Raw genomic sequence first — 21,763 nt, 5'->3', positions numbered from 1 at the left:
ACGTAATAAAATGAAACAGAAAATGAAGCAATCGACCCTTTGCGTGCAGGCTGGATGGGAACCTAAAAACGGTGAGTCGCGCGTGCTACCTATTTATCAGAGTACTACGTTCAAGTATGACAACACAGAAGAGATGGCCGACCTCTTCGACCTGAAGAAAGAGGGCTATTTCTATACCCGTCTGCAGAATCCTACCAATGATGCGGTGGCTCGCAAGATTGCTGCCCTCGAGGGTGGCGTGGGGGCCATGCTCACCAGTAGCGGTCAGGCTGCTAATTTCTATGCCATCTTCAATATCTGTGAGGCTGGCGATCATTTTGTGACTTCCAACGAGATCTACGGCGGCACCTACAACCTCTTTGGCGTGACGCTCAAGAAACTGGGTATCGAGTGCACGTTCGTGAATCCCGAGGCTTCTGAGGAGGAGATCAGTGCTGCCTTCCGTCCCAATACCAAGGCGCTGTTTGGCGAGACCATCTCTAACCCCGGCTGTAAGGTACTGGATATCGAGAAGTTCGCTCGCATTGCCCATCAGCATGGCGTGCCCCTGATTGTCGATAATACCTTCCCCACGCCTATCAACTGCCGTCCCTTTGAGTGGGGTGCTGACATCGTGACCCATTCTACTACCAAATATATGGACGGCCATGCCACGCAGGTAGGCGGCTGCATCGTGGACAGCGGTAACTTTGACTGGGATGCTCATGCAGATAAATTCCCTGGTCTCTGCACCCCCGACGAGTCTTATCATGGACTTACCTATACCAAGAAATTCGGTAAGATGGCTTATATGACCAAGCTTACGGCTCAGCTGATGCGCGACCTGGGCAGTATTCCGTCGCCTCATAATGCCTTCCTGCTCAACCTCGGACTGGAGACGCTGCATCTGCGCATGCCCCGTCATTGTGAGAATGCCCAGAAGATTGCCGAGTTCTTGCAGGCCGACGAGCGCGTGGCTTGGGTGCACTATAGCGGACTGCCCTCTGACGAGAGTCATGCCCTGGCACAGAAGTATCTGCCCAACGGCTCTTGCGGTGTGATTGCCTTTGGCCTGAAGGGAACACGCGAAACGGCCGTGAAGTTCATGGATTCTCTGGAGCTGATCTGTATCGTGACCCACGTGGCCGATGCCCGTACCTGTGTGCTGCATCCTGCTAGCCACACCCACCGTCAGCTCTCCGACGAGCAGTTGCGCGAGGCAGGCGTAGCCCCCGACTTGATTCGTCTTTCTGTAGGTATCGAGGATGTGGACGACCTCCTGGCAGATATCCGTCAGGCACTCGACAAGATTTAATCTAGAATCTTATACATAAACAACGGCTCCTGAAGCGCTTACGCCTCAGGAGCCTTTTTTTTAATGTTTAATTTTTCGCTCGGCTTTGCCGCTTTTACAAAGGCCGCAGGCCGACTAAAAGAATGTTTAATGTTCACATGCACGAGGTAACACCGAGTGCCGTTGCGATGGCCGACAGCACACTAATGGCTGTTTGAATCGCGAATTTCCAAAATGTCTTGTTCTTCATGGTAATAATGTTTTGATTTCACACCGATAGATTATTTAAGTTCACGCTGATTTTTTATTGTCGCACAGATGACACAGATGACACAGATATTTATTTTTCTAAAGAAAAACTTTAGGCTATGACTGCAAGAATGACACTGGTATAAACAATTCGCTTCAGCGAATTAAAATCTGTGAAATCTGCGCAATCTGTGCGACCTAAAACTCAGCGCGAGGCTTAAGGATTTACGGGTCCGCCGCCGTTGCCAGATTCGGAGCTAGAACTGCCGCCGCCGTTCTCCTCGGAGTTGCCAGACTCAGGAGTGTCTTCGCCCGTCAGCTCGCTGTACAGCTGGGTGCTCAGCGTAGCGCCCTGTCGCATGGCGGAAGCCTTGTAGGCAGACTTCTTGCTCTGGTCGGCCAGGAAGGCAATGCCCAGGCGGGTGACGTTCTCAGAGGCGCTGAAGTCCTTCGCGTCGCTGACGCCCTTGGAGGTGAGGACAGGGTAGAGGGTTCCGATGCCGTCGAGCTTCACCTTGTAGCCGTCGGCCAGCATCTCCTGCATGCAGCTCTTCAGCTTGGTGATCACACCGATGACCACGTCCTCGGTATAGATACTGCCGTGCTTCATGATGTGCTCGGCCATGTCGGTGAGTCGCATTGTGCCGCGATAGATAATCTTACCGTAGGTCTTCTTCACCTGCTGGCGCTGCTCGCCCTTCTTGCCCACAGTCACCTTACGTTCTACCTTCTTAATTTCAATTGTTCCCATAGTTTTTTGTGTAGTTTAGTTTTTAAATGTTTGTTGTTTAATGTTGTTTTTGTGTCGTTTTGAGAGAAACGGCGTTTTGCTTTCAGCGAGCCGGCGTTTTGCTGTCAGCGATACGGCGTGTTGCTCATTTTTGACAATGCAAAGGTACGAAGAATATCAACGCGAAACAATAGTTTCCCCCGATTATTTTTAGGAAAATGCAAAATATTTTCAGTAGTTTATTGCAGTCTGAGTGGCTACCCCTAACAACTAACACCCTAACGCCCTCACATTAGCGGTGTGTAGTTGTTAGGTGGATATTAAATTTATATTATATATTATATATATTATAATATATATAATATATAATATAAATATATAAAGTGATAGCATTCCAATGTTATATTCCAAGAATTCAAATGTGAGTGTGTTAGGGCGTTAGGGCGTTAGGGCATGTGTTAATATTGTTAAAATCCATTGTTTTGTGATGATTATTGTTTATCTTTGCAAAAGAATTCATATCACCTAAACATTAAAATTACTACGCTATGAGACGATTTTATCTTTTATCAATCTTGATGGTTATATTTACCATCAGCGCAAAATGCTCAACTTGAAGTAAATTCATTAGGAGATGTTAGAATGCTATTTATTTCAATAAAAAAATTATGAAGAAGTTTTTATTGTTGATATTTCTATTGATTATAACCTCCGTGGAACATTCTATGGCTCAGTCCTCAGACTTTCTCCTTGATGGTTTGAAATGGTTTTATAGAGGTCAGTATGTACATGAGGAATATAAAATAGACGGTTCTAAGACACTGAATGGCAAGGATTACAAATTGCTAACCGTTATCCGAGGAGGCTATGGCTCAAGAGTTTTACTCCCCGGTAGCCCACTGATGAACGATGTTTCCTATGATGATTATTTTAGGGCAACAATCGGCATTCGTGAGGATAACGGGCGTATTTATGTAGATAAAGATGAATATCTATCCCTGCTGACAGAAGAGCATCTCTGGATTAATGTGGTAGAGGGTGAGCCCCTACCTTATGAGACAACAGCTGAAGGTGAACTAGTGCTTTATGATTTCACAAAGAAGGAGGGCGAGGTTTATCTTCAGATGGATGGTGGTACCACATTGACAGTCACAAAGAATCATATACTAAAGACCGAGGACGGCGTAACACGTCGCTGTCTCACCTTGAGTAATGGTTTTGAGATTATTGAGGGCGTCGGTAGCATCAACTCGCCAGGAATGTTGTTGTTCTGGCTGAACATGAAGCCTGAATATAATGATTATGGAGCGATGATTAACTTCAGGTTGTACTCGACTGAGGGAAGCTATGTAAGCATCTTGGCTCAAGATATTGAAGCTATTAAAAAGAAACAAAGTGGTCATCCGAGTATATTGCAGCAAGGTCGCCGTTGGGTATATGACTATGATAATGATCTGATGAAAGGCACGCTGACCTACAGTATGGAAGGTGATACACTGAATCAGGGATATAAGGGCTATAAGATCCAGATGACGTTAAAGGACAATACAGACCAAATCGTAAAGTCTTGCTATGCTGGCGCTTTGTTTGAGAAACTGGGGGAGGTGACATATTTGGCACCAGGTAAAGCAAAAGACGAACCGCTTTATTGCTTTGATACTAATTTAACACGAATGCGCCCCAATGGTTATTCACTTATGATTGTCAACTCTGATAACATTAAGGTGGGGGATAAGTACTACAACAGGTTTCTTTTAGTTAACAAGAGAGACTCCGTACCTTTGGAAAAAGACAGCCTGTATTACTGGGTAGAGGGCATTGGTAGTTCAAGGGGACTCCTGGAATACGCAGCAGGAGAATTGTTTGATAGCATAAAGTTTGTAGCATGTTATGATGGTGAGAAGTGCATTTTTACTAAAGATGATTTTACTATAGATAGCGATAATCTTTCAATGTATGATGGCTATCTTGAAATTGGAGGATTGCGCTACTATGTAGATTTATCAAAAGAAGCGGCAAGTGTTACTCATAGTTACTTGTCAACAGATAGTATAGTCGTTCCATCTTCAGTGAGAATATGGGGTGTTGATTGCAATGTCGTAGGCATTTCCGGTTATGCATTTAATAACTGCACAAATCTAAAATCTGTCACATTGCCACTGAGCATCGTTTCTATTGGGAATTATGCTTTTGGCGGATGCACGAATATAGAATCCGTCACATTACCACAGAGCATCGTTTCAATTGATTCTTATGCATTTAGTGAATGTACGAATCTCAAATCTGTTATATTGCCACAGAGCATCATTTCAATTGGAGATTTTGCTTTCCAGAAATGTGGATTGACAGAGGTCGTTCTTCCTGATAATGTGAAAAGTATTGGTGCTTCAGCATTTACTGAATGTTCAGATCTTGTTTCTGTATCTTTCCCAAGAAACTTTTCTTCGATTAGGAGAGGCACTTTTAATGGTTGTACAAGTTTACAGTCGGTAACCTTTCCAGAATATTTGGATACGATAGGGGGTAATGCTTTTGCAAAGTGCACTAGTTTGAAAAGGGTTGACTTGCCTGCAAGTCTGACTATGTTACAAAACGGCGTTTTTCAAAGGTGTGAGAATCTTTCGGATGTTTACTGTCGTGCTATGACACCTCCAAATACTTTTGGGTTAGCCGTTTTCAGATACATTTCTCCAGAAGCAACTCTTCATGTGCCAAATGAGGCCCTGCAAGCATATAAGGAAGCCGTTAGGTGGGCTGAGTTCAAATACATAGTACCTATCGAGGAAGATACCGATGCCATCATGGTGCAGAAATCTGCACCAGATACTCATCTGCTCTTCGACCTCCAGGGCCGTCCTGTCAAGGATGCACCCAAGCATGGCATCTACGTGAAGGATGGACGGAAGGTGATAAGATGATGAAATAATCAAAGACCAGTCCCGTTGATTTCCAGGGAATTCATTAAGAAATTTAATTATTAAAAATTCCAAAAACAATGAAAACAGGTAGAACTTTTATTTTAACTTTGCTGTTGCTCATCATATGCTCACTGCACGCAACAGCACAGACAGACTATTTTTATTATTATGGTAGTCAGAAAATCCCCCTATACCTAAATGAGGACAAGGTTGTGGTTAGTGTTTCTAAAACATGTAATGAGATTATAGAAAGGATTCATGCAAACGTTCAGGTACTTGTTACGATAAATGATAGTAATGGAATGGATATTATTGTTATTTCTCGTTCTGATTATGAGAATTTGACCACAATGGATTTTTGGGAGGAAGATTCAAAGTCTGTAATTCTGACATCTTGTTTTTTCTTAAAGGCAAGTAAGAAAGCACCAGTTTATGAGTCTCCATACTTGAATGTATGTCTTAAAAAAGAGGAGGATGAAAATTTATTGAACACCTATGCTGAGCAGTACAAACTCAGGATTGCTGAGCATATGACTTTGATGCCCTTATGGTATATTCTGTCTGTTACTCCTGAGTCAGAAAAAAGTCCATTACAATGCGCGAATGAATTACATGAAAGTGGTGATTTTGCAAGTGCTGTACCAGACCTGGTAGAGCAACGTGCCCCTGACGACCAAACTATTGTTCGAGGTATTACAAACGCAACATCAGAAAAAACATCAAGACTCTTCGACCTCCTGGGCCGTCCTGTCAAGGACGCGTCCAAGCATGGCATCTACGTGAAGGATGGACGGAAGGTGATACGGTGATTTTTTTGCAATTCTACTAAATATTTATTCCACATCGTAAAAGGATGTGGAATTTTTTTTATACCTTTGCATCCGTAAAGTAAAAAGATTGTTTAGACCTGATGACACAATATACCATTAAAATACTTGGAGCACAATTTGCGGCTAATCCGGATTACAAGTTTGGTGATCCGGAGACGGAGGAGATTTGTGGTCGCACCATCGATATGCTTACTAAACTGAAAAACACGAAACCACGCGTCGTACTGAAACCTGAGCCTGAAAATATTCATGATGAGAAGGCTGTGATGGCTAGGGCTATAGGAAAGAAGATAGGATACGTGAACAGAGATCAGCAGAATGATGTAAGACAATTGTTGAGACGCTCGAAGCGCGGTATGCTGTGTGCTGAGGTTGGCGAGGTGGTGATTGACAAGCACGGTTTCCTATACGTTACGGTGCAAAGCGATGATGCTACTACAACCGCCGACGTGCAGGAGACGGGCTTCGACTGGCGTGAATGGCATACGGACATGCCCCTGCTGCCGCCATCGGATGCACTGAATGCTGAGGAGGAGGCTGCGTTTATCCTGGAAGAGGAGCTGCTGCCCAACCTGAATGATGCAGACTTAGAGGAGCTGCAAACCTACCTGAATATCTGGATGGAAGGCAGTCGTCACGACATGAGTCAGGAAGCCAGCAGTCAGCGACAGCAATACATCAGACTGCTTGCGGAATCAGAGCGCAGCGAGGTGCGCCTGTTGGCCAAGGAACTGGAGCACCAGAGTGCGAGCATGTGCTGCCGCCATCGGTTGGAAGAGCGTGTGCTGGAGTGGTGGCCATGCCTGGTGGATTCTGACAAGATGGAGAACCTGTGGGTGCACTGGCACGAGCAGACCAACGGACGGCTATGGGATGGCCTCAGGCTGATTGACGAGAAATTGCGCCAGTTGCCTGGGAAACTTTATGAAAGTATCGGCCATCTGGAGACGGTCTTCTCGCAATTGTATTATCTCAGCATTCCCAGGGCAACGCTGACCTCAGTTTTAGCGCTGTTGGCTCTGAGGGTGAAGACATGCCGGCAGTTGGGCATTGAGATGAAACCAATGGCACAGACCGACTATGCGGATGACGCGTCGGACGGTAATAGTATATCCATGAATGATTTCGCCGAGTCATTTAAAAAGTATCCTATCAACACAGCCCTTAGGCTGTATAGTGGTGTGTCAACATTGCTGGCATGGCATCCTTCGTGGCAGAAAAACTCGCCAAAGTTTCATCAGCAGATACTGGCAAAGGCTCAGGAGCAGCAGGACAAGCAGGAGCAGAAACAGGACAAGATGATTGAGGAAGTAAAAAAGGTGGCGAACAAGCCAACGACACAAAATATCTATGGCGATAAGAACGACTTTCAAAGTGGGGCGCAGTTGTTGAAGATGGGCATACCTCAGGGCACAGACCCTGCTAAGATAGCTGCACGTATAGCTGAACAACAGCAGGCTCTGCTAAAGCAAAAGGAGAATTAATAACAATGAGTGATACGAAGGAATATATCAAGGGCGATAAGCATGTGCACCAGGCTGGGAGCATCATGTTTAAGTTCGTACAATATAATGTGCCTGAGCAGAAGGGCGACTGGAAGCAGCAGGAAGAAAAGGAAGCAGAGGAACTGGAGAAGGAGTTTGCCGACTTTGAGGAGGTGGTGGATGAAACGGCAGAGGCTCCAGTAAAAGAGAAACGACACAAGAGGGCGTTTGCCTCAGCCGTGGTTGATGCGGCTAAAGTAGATGCCATTGTAGTCTTACTGTGCCAACTGATGGAAGGTAAGACGAAGCCTAAGGACGTGATGATGCCTGTGCGCGCGGCAATGGAGGCTGGTGTCATCAGACGGCCTACGTGGGAAGAGTTTTGCGGCGAATTTGGCAAAGACAGATTAAAATCGAAAGCTTCATTTAGCGGATATACAAATCCAGGGAACGAACCTTATAATGGTGCTGATTTTGAGACGATGAAAAAGGCGTTTCAAGCCCTTTGATAGTTAGTTTTTCTGGTCATTTCTGGTCATTTCTGGTCGTTCAGAAATGACCATTTTTATTTTAAAAAACTTCATGATTTTCATTGTAATTTTGCATCGTCAAAAACAAAAAACGACGTAAAATAAATAATGAAAATGATGGAAACTGATTTTTTTGATGATGATTTGGGTAAGGTGATGCAATACCTTGCTCCATGGAAAGAGAAAACCAATGATGAGGAATCTATCGGTTCGTGGGAAACCTCGATGGCTTCGAAGATGATGGTGAAACTGTTGGAGCTCTGGTTGACTGAGGATAGCCGCGAGCGCATAGAACAGATGCTCGAATACTATCACCCTCTGGATCGTGCGGCAATGGCGTATGCCTTGGTGGTCTATGTGATGACTGGCACGAAGATGATACTGAAGAACGGAGCGGCTAACCAGCACTACAGGACCATCTGCAAGATGCTGAGGGAGGATATGCCGCAGCTGATGTTTGCAAACCATATGAAGTACATGCTTCGCACGTATGGACCTAAGGAGATTAAACATTAAACATTAACCGAGTCGGAGGATGAGCGTGGAAATGTGTACGTACGAATTGAGCTCAAACTAAAACCCGCTTTCCAAAACTCATAATTCGACAACAAATGAAAAAGTATATTTTTGTTTTAAACGCCATTGAGTTGTTGGCTCAGCTGATGAATGGCAAACGAGTGGAAGGTGTTCTGTATCTGGATCAGAACACAGGTAAACTGACCTTTAAGGCGTACAACCGTCAGGTGCGAATACGCGAGAAGGATGTGATGGTGAAGAAGTTGCCCTGGGGATGGGTGAAGGAGTCAATGCAACGCGTCAAGGTGTTTGGCAGTTTTCCGAAGGAGTACAGTACGGCTCAGGTAATGGGACTCTTAGAGGAGCATACCAAGGAGGCTAAGAATGCCTTGATTGACAGGGAGTTGGATAGTATTGAGTTCTGTTAAACGTTGTAGGTAGTATGATATATAGAATAGAATATGAAGGAAAGGGTAGGGACAAACGCAAGTTTGCCCACCCTGTGAAAAACCGCGAGGCATTGATGGCACTGCGTAATGCGCCTGAGAATCTGGAGAACCTTGCGAAGGCACGACAGGGCGACCATGAGGCGAAAATGAAGTTGTTGCAGTTGGCTTATAACATAGGTCATGCGGACGGTCAGATAGCAGGCTGCAACAGCATTGGCAGTTATTTCTTCCATGATGTGGACTGCTACGACAGTGAGCATTCGGAACGTATCAAAAGCCTTGTTCTGGAGAAGAAGGATGAGATAGGACTGATGATGCTCGAAAGGAGTGCCAGCGGCGGATGGCATCTGGTGTGCAAGCGACAGCCAGGCACCACGATTCTGGAGAATCAGGTGCGTGTGGCCACAATCCTGCAACTGGAGATGGATACCTCAACGAAGGACTTGCAGAGGGTGGTTTTCTCGACCAGTGGCAGTGAGTGCGACCTGCCTTATCTGGACGACGCCTTGTTTGACGAACTGATGTCGCCAGAGGAGTGCGTGGCCGAATACAAGCGACTGAAGGTGCGTGTGATGCGGAAACAGGAGCAGGTGCCGGCTGGGGCGAAGAAGGCCAATAAGCACTATAGGCCGTGGGAGGAAAAGACCCACCCCCAGCCCCATTCCCGAGCAGAGCTCGCCGACCCGTTGCCTTTCCCTGTGAGTGAGGGGAGTGGTCAGACTCCAAAATTCAAGGGTATCCCTTATTCGGAAATTATCAGCGAGTGGTGGCAGCGCAATGGCGGTGAGCCGCAGGAAGGCGAGAGAAACGTGAAGTTGTACCAACTGGCCGTGAACCTCAGGGCTATCTGCGACAACAACCGTGAGCTGCTCCTGGAAATCATGCCTCGCCTGGGACTGGATGAACAGGAACTCAGGAGTATTGTGGAGTCGGCTTGCAAGGAACCTCCAAAAGGACTTAGCAAAATGCTTGACAGCATTTTGAGGGAAAAGGGAATAGTGAAAAGTGAAAAATTGGCTACCGCTACCTCTGAGCAGAATATCAATCAGATGCTCTGGGACTGGGGCGCTCAGATTGAAGCCTTGATGCCTGAATATCCGTTGCTGCGTGACATCTGCAAAGGCTTGAAGCGCAACCAGTATCCTGCGGCAATGTTCGTGGCTGGTGGTCTGCTGATGACGCTCATGACACGCTGTACCTATCGCTTCTATCATCGTCCTGAGGAACTTCGTCGTCTGAATAACTCGACGCTGATTATTGGCGACCCTGCATCAGGTAAATCGTTCGCAACCAGGCTCTTTAAATTGCTCGCTTCTCCCATCGTGGCAGCTGATAAGGTGGGCAAGGAGGCCATCAATGCCTATCGTGAACAGATGCGTACGAAGGGTGCCAACAAGGAGAAGCCTAAGAAGCCGAAGGTGGTGGTCAGGGTGCATCCAGCTCGAACCAGTAACGCCCAGTTTATTCAGGACATGGTGAACTCGGTGGAGAATGTGGACGGCGAGGATATGCAGCTTCACATGCTGACCTTCGACACGGAGCTCGACAACACGGTGAGCGTACAGAAGGGCGGCTCCTGGATTGACAAGTTCTCAATGGAACTGAAGGCTTTTCATAACGAGGAGGACGGTCAGGCGTATTCGAACAACGACTCAATCCTGCAGGACTTCATCGTGACGTGGAACTTCATCTATACGGGTACGCCCATCGCGCTGAAGAAGAAGGTGAACGAGCAGAATTTCGGCTCTGGTCTCGCAACCCGCCTCACGTGCATCCCTCTGCCTGCCACCAACTTCGAGATGATGAGTCGTGAGAGCAGCGTGGACTACGACAGCGATAATCGCTTGAAGGAGTGGGCTGAGAAACTGGACAAGATGAAGGGCGAACTCACTGTACAGAAGATTGTCGATGAACTCTACGACTGGACGGCTCGCCGCATGGCTGATGCGGCTGAGAACGACTCTAAGGCCGACGAGATGCTCTTGAAGCGCTGCGCCTATCACGGCCTGAACTTCTCTGCACCATTCATCGTGATGCGCCACTGGGACAAGATGCATCAGGACGGTCAGTACTGGTGCGGTGAGTTCGAGACGGATGACGTAGACTGGAAACTCGCGGAACTGATTGTCAATATCCAGTACGCCTGTCAGCGCCACTACTTTGGAGCCATGGCCGAGGCCTACTTTGACAACAAGTTGAGGGATGCCAACGTGAATGTGCAGCGCAAGCAGAAAACCTATGAATCATTCGCTCGACTGCCAGAGGAGTTTACCAGTGAGGACGTGATGCGATGCTTTGGACTGACGAGCGACGGAGCCGTGCGAAGTAAGACGCGCCGCCTGATAAGCGACCATCTGATTGAGAAAGTGAGCGACGGCAGGGGTACGACCACGGGGCTTTCGACCTTCCGCAAGACGGGTGTGCAGATGCTGTAAACGTGCCATCGTGCCAATGTGCCATTTGAGATTAAATATTAAACATTAAAATTCTGAAAAATGATTGCAAGAGGAATTCGTAATAACAACCCATTGAACATTCGTCGTTCAAAGGATAAATGGCAGGGCATGAAGGCCTTGCAGACAGACCCTCAGTTCTGTCAGTTTGAAACCATGGCGTATGGATGGCGTGCTGCGTTCGTGATGCTGACGCGGACGTATTACCACACATACCGCCTTTATACCATCAGGGCGATAATTAATCGCTGGGCGCCGCCTAATGAGAACAACACGAAGCGGTACATCGAGAATGTTTGCAGGTATACGGGCATCGGGCCCGACGAGCCCCTGGGCATCCCATCGGATAAGCCATCCCGCTGGATGAAGTTGGGTGCCGCGATGTGCGTCCAGGAATGTGGTGCGGAAGGACTGGATTGGATAGCTTTGCTCGATGGATGGGCCATGGCGAGAGAGTAGGATATAACAAAAAAATGGATGTGCTTTTGCACATCCATCTTTTGGTTGGGGTACCCGGACTCGAACCAGGAAAGGCAGGACCAGAATCTGCAGTGTTACCATTACACCATACCCCAATTCCTTTGCATCAAGTTGTCGTTTTCTTGATTGCGGGTGCAAAGGTACGACTTTTTCTTGAATCTCCAAAACTTTTTGCAACTTTTTTTCAAAAAATCCGTAAAAATATAGAGAAATCGTTGTGACTTCAGATAAATTTCGTATCTTTGCAATCAAAATAACATCTTATTATTAATGGAACAAACAAAGGAATTAGTAAACGTAATCATAGAGGGAATACAAGAAAAAAAAGGTTCGCAGATTGTAGTGGCTGACTTGAGTGAGATAGAAGGCACTATCTGTAAGAATTTCATTATATGTCAGGGTAACTCGCCTGCACAGGTGGAGGCTATTACTGAGAGTATTGCTGAGATGGCACGTAAGAAGTTGGGCGAGAAGCCTGCTCACGTGGTGGGTCTGGAGAACGCCCAGTGGGTGGCTATGGACTATACCGACGTGATGGCGCACGTGTTTCTGCCCGATGTACGCGAGTACTACGACCTGGAGCATCTGTGGGAGGATGCACCAGTGGAATATGTCCCCGATTTAGACTAAATGCACATAACTATATTGTATGGATCAGAATCAAAACCCGAACAATAATCAGCCGAAGATGCCCAGGTTTAATATGAACTGGGTGTATCTGCTCGTGATTGCTGCCCTGGCATTCTTCTATTTTTCAAACGGAACCGGTGGCCTACAGGAGCAGGGCAATACGCAGGGTCAGGCTTCGTATAGCGAGTTCAAGAACTTCGTGAAGCATGGCTACGCCAACCGTATCGTGGCCAACAAGAGTACGGAGACGCTGAAGATGTATGTGAAGCCCGACAGTATTCAGGCTGTGTTTCATAAGACTACGGCGACAACAGGCACGGAGCCTTACCTGAGCGTGGAGTATGGCAGCAATGCCAAGGTGGAGGAGTTTGTGGACTCTGCCCGCGCACGTGGCTACTTCACGGGTAAGTTTGACTATGAGCACGAGGCCAGCAATGGCATCCTGAGCTTTATCATCACCAGTCTGCTGCCTATCTTCTTCCTGGTATTCCTGTGGATGTTCTTCATGCGCAGGATGGGCGGCGGTGGCGGCATGGGTGCCGGCATCTTCAACGTGGGCAAGAGCAAGGCCAAGATGTACGAGAAGGGTGGTGAACTGGGTATCACCTTCAAGGATGTGGCTGGTCAGGCTGGTGCCAAGCAGGAGATTCAGGAGATTGTGGATTTTCTGAAGAACCCGCAGAAATATACGGACCTGGGTGGTAAGATACCCAAGGGTGCCCTGCTGGTAGGTCCTCCGGGAACAGGTAAGACGCTGTTGGCCAAGGCCGTGGCAGGCGAGGCCGGTGTGCCGTTTTTCTCGATGAGTGGTTCTGACTTTGTAGAGATGTTCGTGGGTGTGGGCGCGTCGCGCGTGCGTGACTTGTTCCAGCAGGCCAAGGCCAAGAGTCCCTGTATCATCTTCATCGACGAGATTGATGCCGTGGGCCGTGCCCGTTCGAAGAACCCTGCCATGGGTGGTAATGATGAGCGCGAGAACACGCTGAACGCCCTGCTGACGGAGATGGACGGTTTCGGCACGAACAGCGGTGTGATTATCCTGGCAGCTACCAACCGTGTGGATATGCTCGACTCGGCCCTGCTGCGTGCCGGTCGTTTTGACCGACAGATTCACGTGGACCTGCCCGACCTCAACGAGCGTAAGGAGGTGTTCATGGTGCATCTGCAGCCCCTGAAGCTCGACGAGACGGTGGATGTGGACTTCCTGGCACGTCAGACGCCTGGTTTCTCGGGTGCCGATATCGCGAATGTATGTAATGAGGCAGCGCTGATTGCTGCCCGTCATGATAGTCAGAAGGTGGGCAAGCAGGACTTCCTGGATGCCGTGGACCGTATCATCGGTGGTCTGGAGAAGAAGACGAAGGTGATGACGGAGGCCGAGAAGCGTTCTATCGCTATCCATGAGGCTGGTCATGCCACGATCTCCTGGTTCACGGAGTTTGCCAACCCCTTGGTGAAGGTGAGCATCGTGCCACGTGGACAGGCGCTGGGTGCTGCCTGGTATCTGCCTGAGGAGCGCGTGCTGCAGACCAAGGAGGCTATGCTCGACGAGATGTGCTCGCTGCTGGGCGGACGTGCTGCCGAGGAACTCTTCGTGGGTACTATCTCTACGGGTGCGATGAACGACCTGGAGCGTACTACCAAACAGGCTTATGGCATGATTGCTTATGCCGGTATGGGTGAGCAGTTGCCTAACATCTGTTATTATAATAATGCGGAGTATCAGTTCCAGCGTCCTTATTCTGAGACAACGGCCAAACTCATTGATGATGAGGTGCTGAAGATGATCAACGAACAGTATGCGCGTGCCAAGCAGATACTGACAGAGCATGCCGAGGGTCACGCCCAGTTGGCACAGCTTCTGGTGGAGCGTGAGGTGATCTTTGCCGAGGATGTGGAGCGTATCTTTGGCAAGCGTCCCTGGACCAGTCGTGCTGATGAGCTCCTGGAGGCTCAGATGCGAGCCGAGGCCGAGAAGATGGCTGAGGAGCGCACCAAGCAGCTGGAGGCGCAGCAGCAGGAAGCCAAGCAACTGGAGGCCAAGGATACTGAAGAGTCGAAAGATACAGAAGCTTCGAAAGAGGCTTGAAAACCCTATTTAAACTAAAAACCTTAACTTTTTTGCAATTTAGGGGTGTTTGATTAGCCCGCTTGTGGGTCTTATAGATAAAACAAGACCAAAAACAGAAGTATGGACTACAGCAAAAAAGAGTTTGAACACCTGTTTAAGGACAACTATCCGCACATGTATCGTCTGGCATTCTCGATGGTGGAGAATGCCGACGATGCAAAGGATGCTGTGCATCAGGTGTTTACACTTATCTGGAAGAACAAGCCCCAGATAGCCGACGATAGCATCAGGGGCTATTTACTGGCGGCCACCCGAAACCAGTGTCTTCACACCCTCCGCTCACGACAGTTGCAACAGCGTATGGAGCAGGAACTGCAACAACAGCAGACGGCCAGCGAACAGGAAGAGCGCGAGATGCTGATGCAACAGCTGAGGCAGGTGATTGAAGCAAACCTCACGGAGCAGGACAGGCGGGTGCTGCAACTGCACTATGATGACGAGATGACTTACGAGGAAACGGCTACGGTGCTGGGTATCAGTGCGTCGGCCGTGAACAAGCACGTCACTCGGTCTTTGGCAAAAATCAGACAAACCCTTAAAATTGCAAAGTAACATGAAAACAGAAGATATCGATAAGAAGATTGGTATGCCCGATGTCAATGACGAATGGGCAAAGTTTGAGAGCGAGGTCATCAACAAGGAGGAGGCTGCGCCCAAGAAGAGTCGTCGCCCATTATATATATGGTTGGGTGGTATCGGCATTGCCGCATCGCTGCTCCTGCTGTTTGTGCTGAACATGAAGGATGAGTTGGCCGAGGAGCCTCTGCTTACGGCTCAGACCATGATAGCGGAAGGTGTCATCGAGGAAACGACAGCAGAGGAAACGACAGCAGAGGAAACGACAGCAGAGGAAACGACAGCAGAAGAAACGACAGCAGAAGAAACTGCGAAGAAAGATATTGTGAAGGTGCCGTCTGCTCAGTTGATCGCTCAGGTGAAGTCCTATGAACAGAACAGTGATTCAAACAGAATGACGGGTATCGATGATGACCGTGAAGAGGAGGTTCGTCCCTCTGGTACACCCCGTCGAATAGAGATGCGCGAGTATGAAGGGCTTGGCTATACAAGTATCGATGAAGCTCTGCAGGGTCGCATTGCAGGACTGGATGTTGTTGAGAATGCAGGAAATCTGGGCTCAGGCAATAACGTGCGTCTTCGTGGAACATCGGAAATGTCTTCTTCTGGTGACGATTCTCCACTCATTGTGCTGAATGGTGAGGCACTTAATTTGAGACTTGATGATGAAGTCTTAAAGCATGCCACGGATAAAGATTTCCTGAGGATACTCCGTTTGGAAGGACAGACCGTTGAGTCTATCCGAGTGCTGAAAGATGCTACAGCCACTGCCGTCTATGGTCGTCAGGGCTGGAATGGCGTGATTGAGATTACCACAAAACCTATAAAGACCCTTCCCGACAGCCTCATTGCCAAGGTGAAGGCCTATGAGAAAAAGAGCGATCCAAAGATTCTGGTAGGTCGTGATCATGGTAAGATAGATATGAGTAAGTTCGAGGGACTTGAAGGACTAACAAAGGAACAATTACAGGGCCGCATAGCAGGTCTGAAAATCGTTCCCAATTCGTCAGAAATAGTACTTCATCCAACTAGTCAACGCTCAGAGAAAGGAGTGAGTGATGTGAAGATTATTGGTTCTGACTCTATTGGCAACTACTTGTTAATGTTGAACTATGAGGAGGGTCGGAAACTTGCAGAACGATTGCAGATACCTATAGATAGTGCATCTGAATCATGGAAAGAAAAGCATAGACAATATGAATTATATAATAAGGTCAGGGCACGCCTTTTGATGCCTAAACATGCGACATTTGGCTTGGGATGTGAGCCCTCACGGTCGAAGGAGTGGTCATTGTGTTATGACTCTATCGCTCATGCTCTCATTTACTGTCAGGCTGATACGAATATATGGTGGACAGCTCGTAAAGCTTTGTATAAAACGGAAAAAGATGCGAATGGAAAATTAAAGATTGTACGTCGTAAGCATCCGAAGAGTATGAGGAAAGTAAAGGTGAAGACCTATTCGATGCCTATTACGGATAAACAGATGCATGACTTGAACTCATTTTGGAAGGATGCCATTAAAAGTGGGGATAAGAAAAAGGCTTTCCTCCTGGATAATAGAACTTGTGAAATATCTTATGGCGAGTTACGTGTGAGTGCACCAAATGGCATAAATCCTTTTGTAACGTTTAACAAAAAGTTGGTGGAGAGTGTTTGCTCTAATGATGCTGTTCGTAGAGATTCCTTGTTGGCAGAGTCAACGTTAAGGAAGTGTCTGACAGACATGAATGAAGCGATGAGGCCAATTCAATTTAAATCTGATTCTTTAATCATTGTGGTCAACAAACATCAGTTGCATGACTCTTTGTGTAAACAAATCCGTCACCGACCTAAACAATACTATCACCAGTGTGGATTGTTGGTGAGCCAAATTCGTCAATGGAGTCCTTATGGCGCAAAATGGTATTCGGGTTACGATAAGGCATGCCAGCTTTGGGAGTTTCAAACTGTAGTAGATACACTTAGTGATACCTACGTTGGTCAGCATCCTGAAAGACAAAAGTATCTGCGTCATGTGTCGGGTGTCGTGTTAGATGAAAAAGAAAAGCCAATAAGTGATGTGTGGGTTGGAGTGTATGGTGAAGGCGCTGGCGCCCCAACAGACTCAAAAGGACGTTTCTCTTTTTGGTTGCCTCGTGATAAGGATAAACTGTATGCTGAATGTTTAGGCTATGTGACGCAAGAGAATATTCAGATTCTAGATTCTGCGATAACGATTCATCTGAAGTCTTCTATCACACTTCGCGATGTCAAGGTCATGGCGCGCAATCGCAAGAATGGACTGCCCATACCCCATAGGGAGGTGACTGGAAAGATAAATATGGAAGACTTCGAGGGCATAATGATTAAGATTGACGAGGTGGAAGATAATACAGCGTATGTTGTGCCAGCCTCGCAGATTGCGCCGATCATCAAGCAAAAGCGTGCAAAGAAGAATCAGCCGAAGAGCATCACGTTTAAGGTGGACGAGAACCTGAAGGCTTTGGAGAAAAAAGTGGTGGCCCACTATGATGGTAGGTTGGCTGCTCAGTATCTGCTCGGTCAGGATGGCGTCAAGGTAGAAGACCAGCATGTGGTGGCGCTGAGCTTTGCTGATGCCCAGAACCTGCGAATCGTAGTGAAAGATGCTTTCTACCAGTGCATGGTGAAGGCCTATGCCGAGCACAAGAGCGTCACACTGTCGCCCGATATGATGTGGCTACTGATTAGTCAGGGCTTTGCCCGCTATGTGAATGCTCACAGCGAGGAACTGCGCTCGCAACTGGTCTATCACGAGGGTAAGCAGGACCTGATGGTTATGACCAAGGATGACCTGTTGTCGGGCAAGGCCGACTGGAGCAAGCTGCTGAACGATTTTTCGAAGCAGATAGAGCTTCATACGAAGGGGGAGGTGGCAAAGACCATCGCGGCCGACTTCTCAACGACGACGCCCGTGGAGCGCATCGCCTCACAGATAACGCTGATGGAGAGCATGAAGTCGTACTTCAACTACCTGGCTGGCCGAATAGGTTGCGGCATCCCCAGCGTCACCCTGCAGGGCACGCCCGACGACTGGCGCGCGGTGCTCAGCAAGACGCAGAAACTGGGACAGTATGGGCTCAGCGGGTGGACGCAAACCTTGGAGCCTATCCTCAACGAGTTTATCAAGACGGCCGAGGGTAACCCCAATCAGAGGTTCTGGCAGGAGATGGTGAAGAAACAGCGGGTGGATGAGTTTGCAAGCGCCCGTCCTTGTTCGGCAGACAAGCCCACAGAACTCGATGGTTGGATTCTGAAATTCTTCCCCACGGAAGACGGATACACGCTCGACAGGGTGCCCTATACCAAGAGTATGCCTGCAGAGTTTGTGCGCGTAGAGTTTAAGTATCGTGTCATCGACCCCATCACAGGAGCCACGCTCAGTGAGACACCCATGGAACTGATGTCTGGCTTTATCGGTGCCTTGGACGACGAGAAAAACAATATGCTGACGCCGCAAATAGGTTGGCTGGTGCGTGCGTGTGAGTGAATTTTCTTGGTGTAATTGTGCAACTTTCAAAAAAATGTTGTATTTTTGCACCAAGAAAACGTGAATAATATGAAAAACTTTATTGTTAGAACCATCACAGGCGTATTTTTCGTCGCCGCTATCGTGGTCAGTTTCCTGAATCCGATGGCAATGGTCTTCCTGTTTGCGCTGGTCACTGGCCTGACTATCTGGGAGTTCTGCGGACTGGTGAACGAGCGTCCCTATGTGCAGGTGAACCAGTTTATCTCGACGGTGGCAGGCGTGTATCTGTTTCTGGCGATGGCAGGCCACTGCAGCGGATACGTGAATACGGACACTGTGTTTATACCTTATCTGATAACCATCGTCTATCTGCTGATAGCAGAGCTATACCTGAAGGCAAAGGATCCTATCAACAACTGGGCTTACACGATGTTGCCACAGATGTATATCGCCCTGCCATTCTCTATGCTTAATGTGCTGGCATTCCCCCAGGCAGGCAGCTATTCGTTTGTGTTGCCCCTGAGTGTGTTCATATTCCTCTGGATGAACGATACGGGCGCTTACCTCTGTGGGTCGCTGCTGGGACGTCATAAGCTCTTCCCAAGGGTTTCGCCAGGCAAGAGTTGGGAAGGCAGCATCGGTGGTGGCTTGCTGGTGGTAGGCGTGGCAATACTGATTTGGTGGCTGCTTGGACAGACTCAACAGCACAGCGACTTGGATATGTGGCAATGGGCTGGACTGGGCCTTACTGTCGTGGTGTTTGGCACCTGGGGCGACTTGGTGGAGAGTCTGCTGAAACGCACGCTGGGTATCAAGGACAGCGGCAATATCCTGCCTGGTCATGGAGGCATGCTGGACCGCTTCGATTCTTCACTTCTGGCTATCCCTGCGGCAGTGGTTTATCTGTTTACTATCTCACTGATGTAAAAAAGTCTTTAGAAAACTTGCATAATTCAGAAAAAACTTGTTATTTTGCACTTAGTTTTAAACATTAACCTAAATAGTAAAAGAAATGATGAAGAAATTTTTAGTGGCTATTGTAGCCGTGCTGTTTGCAGCACCTTCGTTCGCTCAGTACAGCAGCGGTGGTTTTTCTTTGAGTGAGAGTACTGTATATTATGGTGCACGCGTTGGTTTGAACGTAGGTTGGATCAGCGGTGATGTTGATGGCTACGGTGCAAAGGCCGGCATGAACATCGGTGGTGTGCTGGGTCTGCGTGTTAGCGACGCTACACCTGTATTCCTGGAGTCTGGTCTTTATTTTGCTATGCAGGGTGCCAAGGATGGTAAGGATGAGATAAACCTGAACTATCTGGAAATTCCTCTGCTGATTAAGTACGGCGTGCAGGTAACTGACGAGATCGCCCTGCTGCCTTATCTGGGTCCTACCTTCGGACTGGGTATTGCTGGTAAGATTAAGCCCGGTAGCACTGGTTCATTCTCAAGCGATGGTGGCTTCAACCGTCCTGATGTAGGTATCAAATTCGGTTGCGGTGCTGAGTACAACAAGCTGTATCTGGAGACAGGTCTGAAGTTTGGTGTGACCAACATTCTGGATGATGACAACGATGCTGCACACAATGGCGCATGGTATATCAACTTTGGTGTGAACTTCTAAGAACACTCATATAAAAATAGTGAAAGCCTGCTCAATCATTGGGCAGGCTTTTCTTATGCTCTTTTGTCTTGTGGTTTATTCGCAGAGGATATCGCAAATCTTATCTTGGAAATTGCGGGCAGCCTTGCCACTGAGTGCGCCCTGATTAATTATGGCAAAGCAGAGACGATGGCCGTTGGAGGCGGTGCAATAGCCTGCCAGGGAGATGATGCCCGTGAGGGTGCCGGTCTTAGCCTGCACGTTACCTTCGGCATGGGTATCGAGCATACGCTTCTTGAGGGTGCCGTCCTCGCCGGCAACAGGCAGTGAGGGCAACAGGTGTTGATAGATGGGCTTGTGTTGATAGGCATAGCGCAGAAGTCGCAGGAGACACTCGGCAGAGATGTAGTTGTAGAGTGACAGTCCACTGCCATCTGCCAGTTTATAGCGACTGCTGTTCAGTCCTGCACGTTCCATCAGGGCTTTCTCCTGACGCTGGGCGTAGAGTGCCTTTCCTGGATGGTTGCTGTGGGCGGCTATCTGATAGTACATCGACTCGGCATAGAGGTTGTCACTATCTTTCATCATGCGCAGCAGTATCTGGTCTATAGAGGTTTTGTGCTGACTCAGCAGGGTGGCGTCCTCGTCAACCTTACCTTCCCTGATGGTGATATCCTGCAGCACGATATCATAGCGTGACAGGGCGTTGATAAACTGCAGGAGGAAGTTGTCCTTACGATCTACGAGAAGTGGCGACAGGGTGGGGTTGTCGTCGTCCCAGCACCAGCCTTCGCCCCATTTCAGGGTGTCTTTCAGCGTGTTGTCGGCGATGATACTGCCACAGATGGTGTCTATACCCTGCTGCTTGACGCTCTGAGCAAAGGCGTCAAGGTCGCCATAGGAGAACGAGGGGTCGAGGCCACCTACGCAATAGAGGTTACCCTGAAGGGTGTGGTCGGTTATGTCTCCTTTATAATATAAAGATGTGGTATAGTGATAATTGGTGCCCAGATAGTCGAGAGCTGTGATGGCCGTGACCAGTTTCATGGTAGAGGCAGGACGCAGGAGCTGTCGCTGGTTCATGCCAAACAGCTGACAGTCGTCTGTGAGGTCCCATACCATCAGCCCCAGTTGGGTATAGTCCAGCAATGGGTCGCGCATCATGGAGTCCAGCTGGCTCTGCATCTGCTGAGGCCAGGGCAGTTGTAGTTCGGTAGTGTCGGATGTGGCGGCTGGTTCGCTGACTATCTGTTCCGTTTGGGCATAGAGCGAAACTGACAGTAACCAGAATAAGCCTAAAATAGTTCTTTTCTTCATAATTGATGCAAAGATATAAAATTATTGTGAATTATGGGCTCCCCTTTATCGCTTTTTTAGAAAAAAGAATTATGAATTATGAATTATTTTGTACCTTTGCACCATTA

General features: G+C 48.1%; 18 protein-coding genes and 1 tRNA gene. 15 read left to right on the top strand and 4 right to left on the bottom strand.

Annotated features, from left to right (window positions below; genetic code table 11):
* Nucleotides 1-10 precede the first annotated feature (10 nt).
* On the top strand, nt 11-1,294 hold the full coding sequence (locus tag L6466_RS09945) for an O-acetylhomoserine aminocarboxypropyltransferase/cysteine synthase family protein (RefSeq protein ID WP_237803019.1): 1,284 nt from the start codon (nt 11-13) through the stop codon (nt 1,292-1,294).
* 133 nt (nt 1,295-1,427) lie between these two features.
* On the opposite strand, the gene L6466_RS09940 is transcribed toward L6466_RS09945, so the two are convergent.
* On the bottom strand, nt 1,428-1,523 hold the full coding sequence (locus L6466_RS09940; RefSeq protein ID WP_176757075.1) for a smalltalk protein: 96 nt from the start codon (nt 1,521-1,523) through the stop codon (nt 1,428-1,430).
* A gap of 216 nt (nt 1,524-1,739) precedes the next feature.
* Nucleotides 1,740-2,273 carry an HU family DNA-binding protein gene (locus L6466_RS09935; protein ID WP_237803020.1) on the bottom strand — a complete coding sequence of 178 codons (534 nt, stop codon included), beginning with the start codon at nt 2,271-2,273 and terminating at the stop codon, nt 1,740-1,742.
* A gap of 647 nt (nt 2,274-2,920) precedes the next feature.
* Between L6466_RS09935 and L6466_RS09930 the strand changes: the two genes are divergently transcribed.
* The 8 genes from L6466_RS09930 to L6466_RS09895 all read left to right on the top strand — a co-directional run bounded on the left by L6466_RS09930 (nt 2,921) and on the right by L6466_RS09895 (nt 11,891).
* The gene (locus L6466_RS09930; RefSeq protein WP_237803021.1) at nt 2,921-5,170 is read left to right on the top strand and encodes a leucine-rich repeat domain-containing protein; all 2,250 of its coding nucleotides are present in this window, start codon (nt 2,921-2,923) and stop codon (nt 5,168-5,170) included.
* A gap of 77 nt (nt 5,171-5,247) precedes the next feature.
* The gene (locus L6466_RS09925) at nt 5,248-5,979 is read left to right on the top strand and encodes a hypothetical protein (RefSeq protein ID WP_237803022.1); all 732 of its coding nucleotides are present in this window, start codon (nt 5,248-5,250) and stop codon (nt 5,977-5,979) included.
* A gap of 101 nt (nt 5,980-6,080) precedes the next feature.
* Nucleotides 6,081-7,484 (top strand): hypothetical protein, encoded by a 1,404-nt coding sequence (locus L6466_RS09920; RefSeq protein WP_237803023.1) that lies wholly within the window; start codon nt 6,081-6,083, stop codon nt 7,482-7,484.
* Between the two features lie 5 nt (nt 7,485-7,489).
* Nucleotides 7,490-7,993, top strand: coding sequence for a hypothetical protein (locus L6466_RS09915; protein ID WP_237803024.1), 504 nt, complete (start codon nt 7,490-7,492; stop codon nt 7,991-7,993).
* Between the two features lie 138 nt (nt 7,994-8,131).
* Nucleotides 8,132-8,530, top strand: coding sequence for a hypothetical protein (locus L6466_RS09910; protein ID WP_237812921.1), 399 nt, complete (start codon nt 8,132-8,134; stop codon nt 8,528-8,530).
* A 95-nt stretch (nt 8,531-8,625) separates the two neighbouring features.
* A complete protein-coding gene (locus tag L6466_RS09905; RefSeq protein WP_237803026.1) occupies nt 8,626-8,958 on the top strand; it encodes a hypothetical protein in 333 nt (110 codons plus the stop codon).
* 14 nt (nt 8,959-8,972) lie between these two features.
* Entirely contained in the window at nt 8,973-11,414 is a 2,442-nt protein-coding gene (locus tag L6466_RS09900; protein ID WP_237803028.1) for a hypothetical protein, read from the top strand.
* 60 nt (nt 11,415-11,474) lie between these two features.
* Nucleotides 11,475-11,891, top strand: coding sequence for a hypothetical protein (locus L6466_RS09895; protein ID WP_237803029.1), 417 nt, complete (start codon nt 11,475-11,477; stop codon nt 11,889-11,891).
* Nucleotides 11,892-11,933: 42 nt separating this feature from the next.
* On the opposite strand, the gene L6466_RS09890 is transcribed toward L6466_RS09895, so the two are convergent.
* A tRNA-Gln gene (locus L6466_RS09890) sits at nt 11,934-12,007 on the bottom strand.
* A 175-nt stretch (nt 12,008-12,182) separates the two neighbouring features.
* Here L6466_RS09890 and rsfS point away from each other — a divergent pair.
* From rsfS to L6466_RS09860, 6 genes are all read left to right on the top strand, one after another.
* A complete protein-coding gene (gene rsfS / locus L6466_RS09885; protein WP_091851590.1) occupies nt 12,183-12,542 on the top strand; it encodes a ribosome silencing factor in 360 nt (119 codons plus the stop codon).
* A 19-nt stretch (nt 12,543-12,561) separates the two neighbouring features.
* Nucleotides 12,562-14,631: an ATP-dependent zinc metalloprotease FtsH gene (gene ftsH, locus L6466_RS09880; RefSeq protein WP_237803031.1), complete on the top strand. Its 2,070-nt coding sequence runs from the start codon at nt 12,562-12,564 to the stop codon at nt 14,629-14,631.
* A gap of 102 nt (nt 14,632-14,733) precedes the next feature.
* The gene (locus L6466_RS09875) at nt 14,734-15,225 is read left to right on the top strand and encodes an RNA polymerase sigma factor (RefSeq protein WP_237803033.1); all 492 of its coding nucleotides are present in this window, start codon (nt 14,734-14,736) and stop codon (nt 15,223-15,225) included.
* Between the two features lies 1 nt (nt 15,226).
* A complete protein-coding gene (locus L6466_RS09870; RefSeq protein WP_237803035.1) occupies nt 15,227-18,760 on the top strand; it encodes a DUF4419 domain-containing protein in 3,534 nt (1,177 codons plus the stop codon).
* Between the two features lie 69 nt (nt 18,761-18,829).
* A complete protein-coding gene (locus L6466_RS09865) occupies nt 18,830-19,669 on the top strand; it encodes a phosphatidate cytidylyltransferase (protein WP_237803037.1) in 840 nt (279 codons plus the stop codon).
* An 85-nt stretch (nt 19,670-19,754) separates the two neighbouring features.
* A complete protein-coding gene (locus L6466_RS09860) occupies nt 19,755-20,360 on the top strand; it encodes an outer membrane beta-barrel protein (protein WP_237803039.1) in 606 nt (201 codons plus the stop codon).
* 75 nt (nt 20,361-20,435) lie between these two features.
* On the opposite strand, the gene dacB is transcribed toward L6466_RS09860, so the two are convergent.
* A complete protein-coding gene (dacB, locus tag L6466_RS09855; protein ID WP_237803041.1) occupies nt 20,436-21,656 on the bottom strand; it encodes a D-alanyl-D-alanine carboxypeptidase/D-alanyl-D-alanine endopeptidase in 1,221 nt (406 codons plus the stop codon).
* Nucleotides 21,657-21,763 lie beyond the last annotated feature (107 nt).

This window comes from Prevotella communis, from assembly GCF_022024175.1.
Classification (GTDB): Bacteria; Bacteroidota; Bacteroidia; order Bacteroidales; family Bacteroidaceae; genus Prevotella; species Prevotella communis.
Note: the sequence above shows the minus strand (reverse complement) of the source record. Positions and strands in the feature narration are given on the sequence as shown.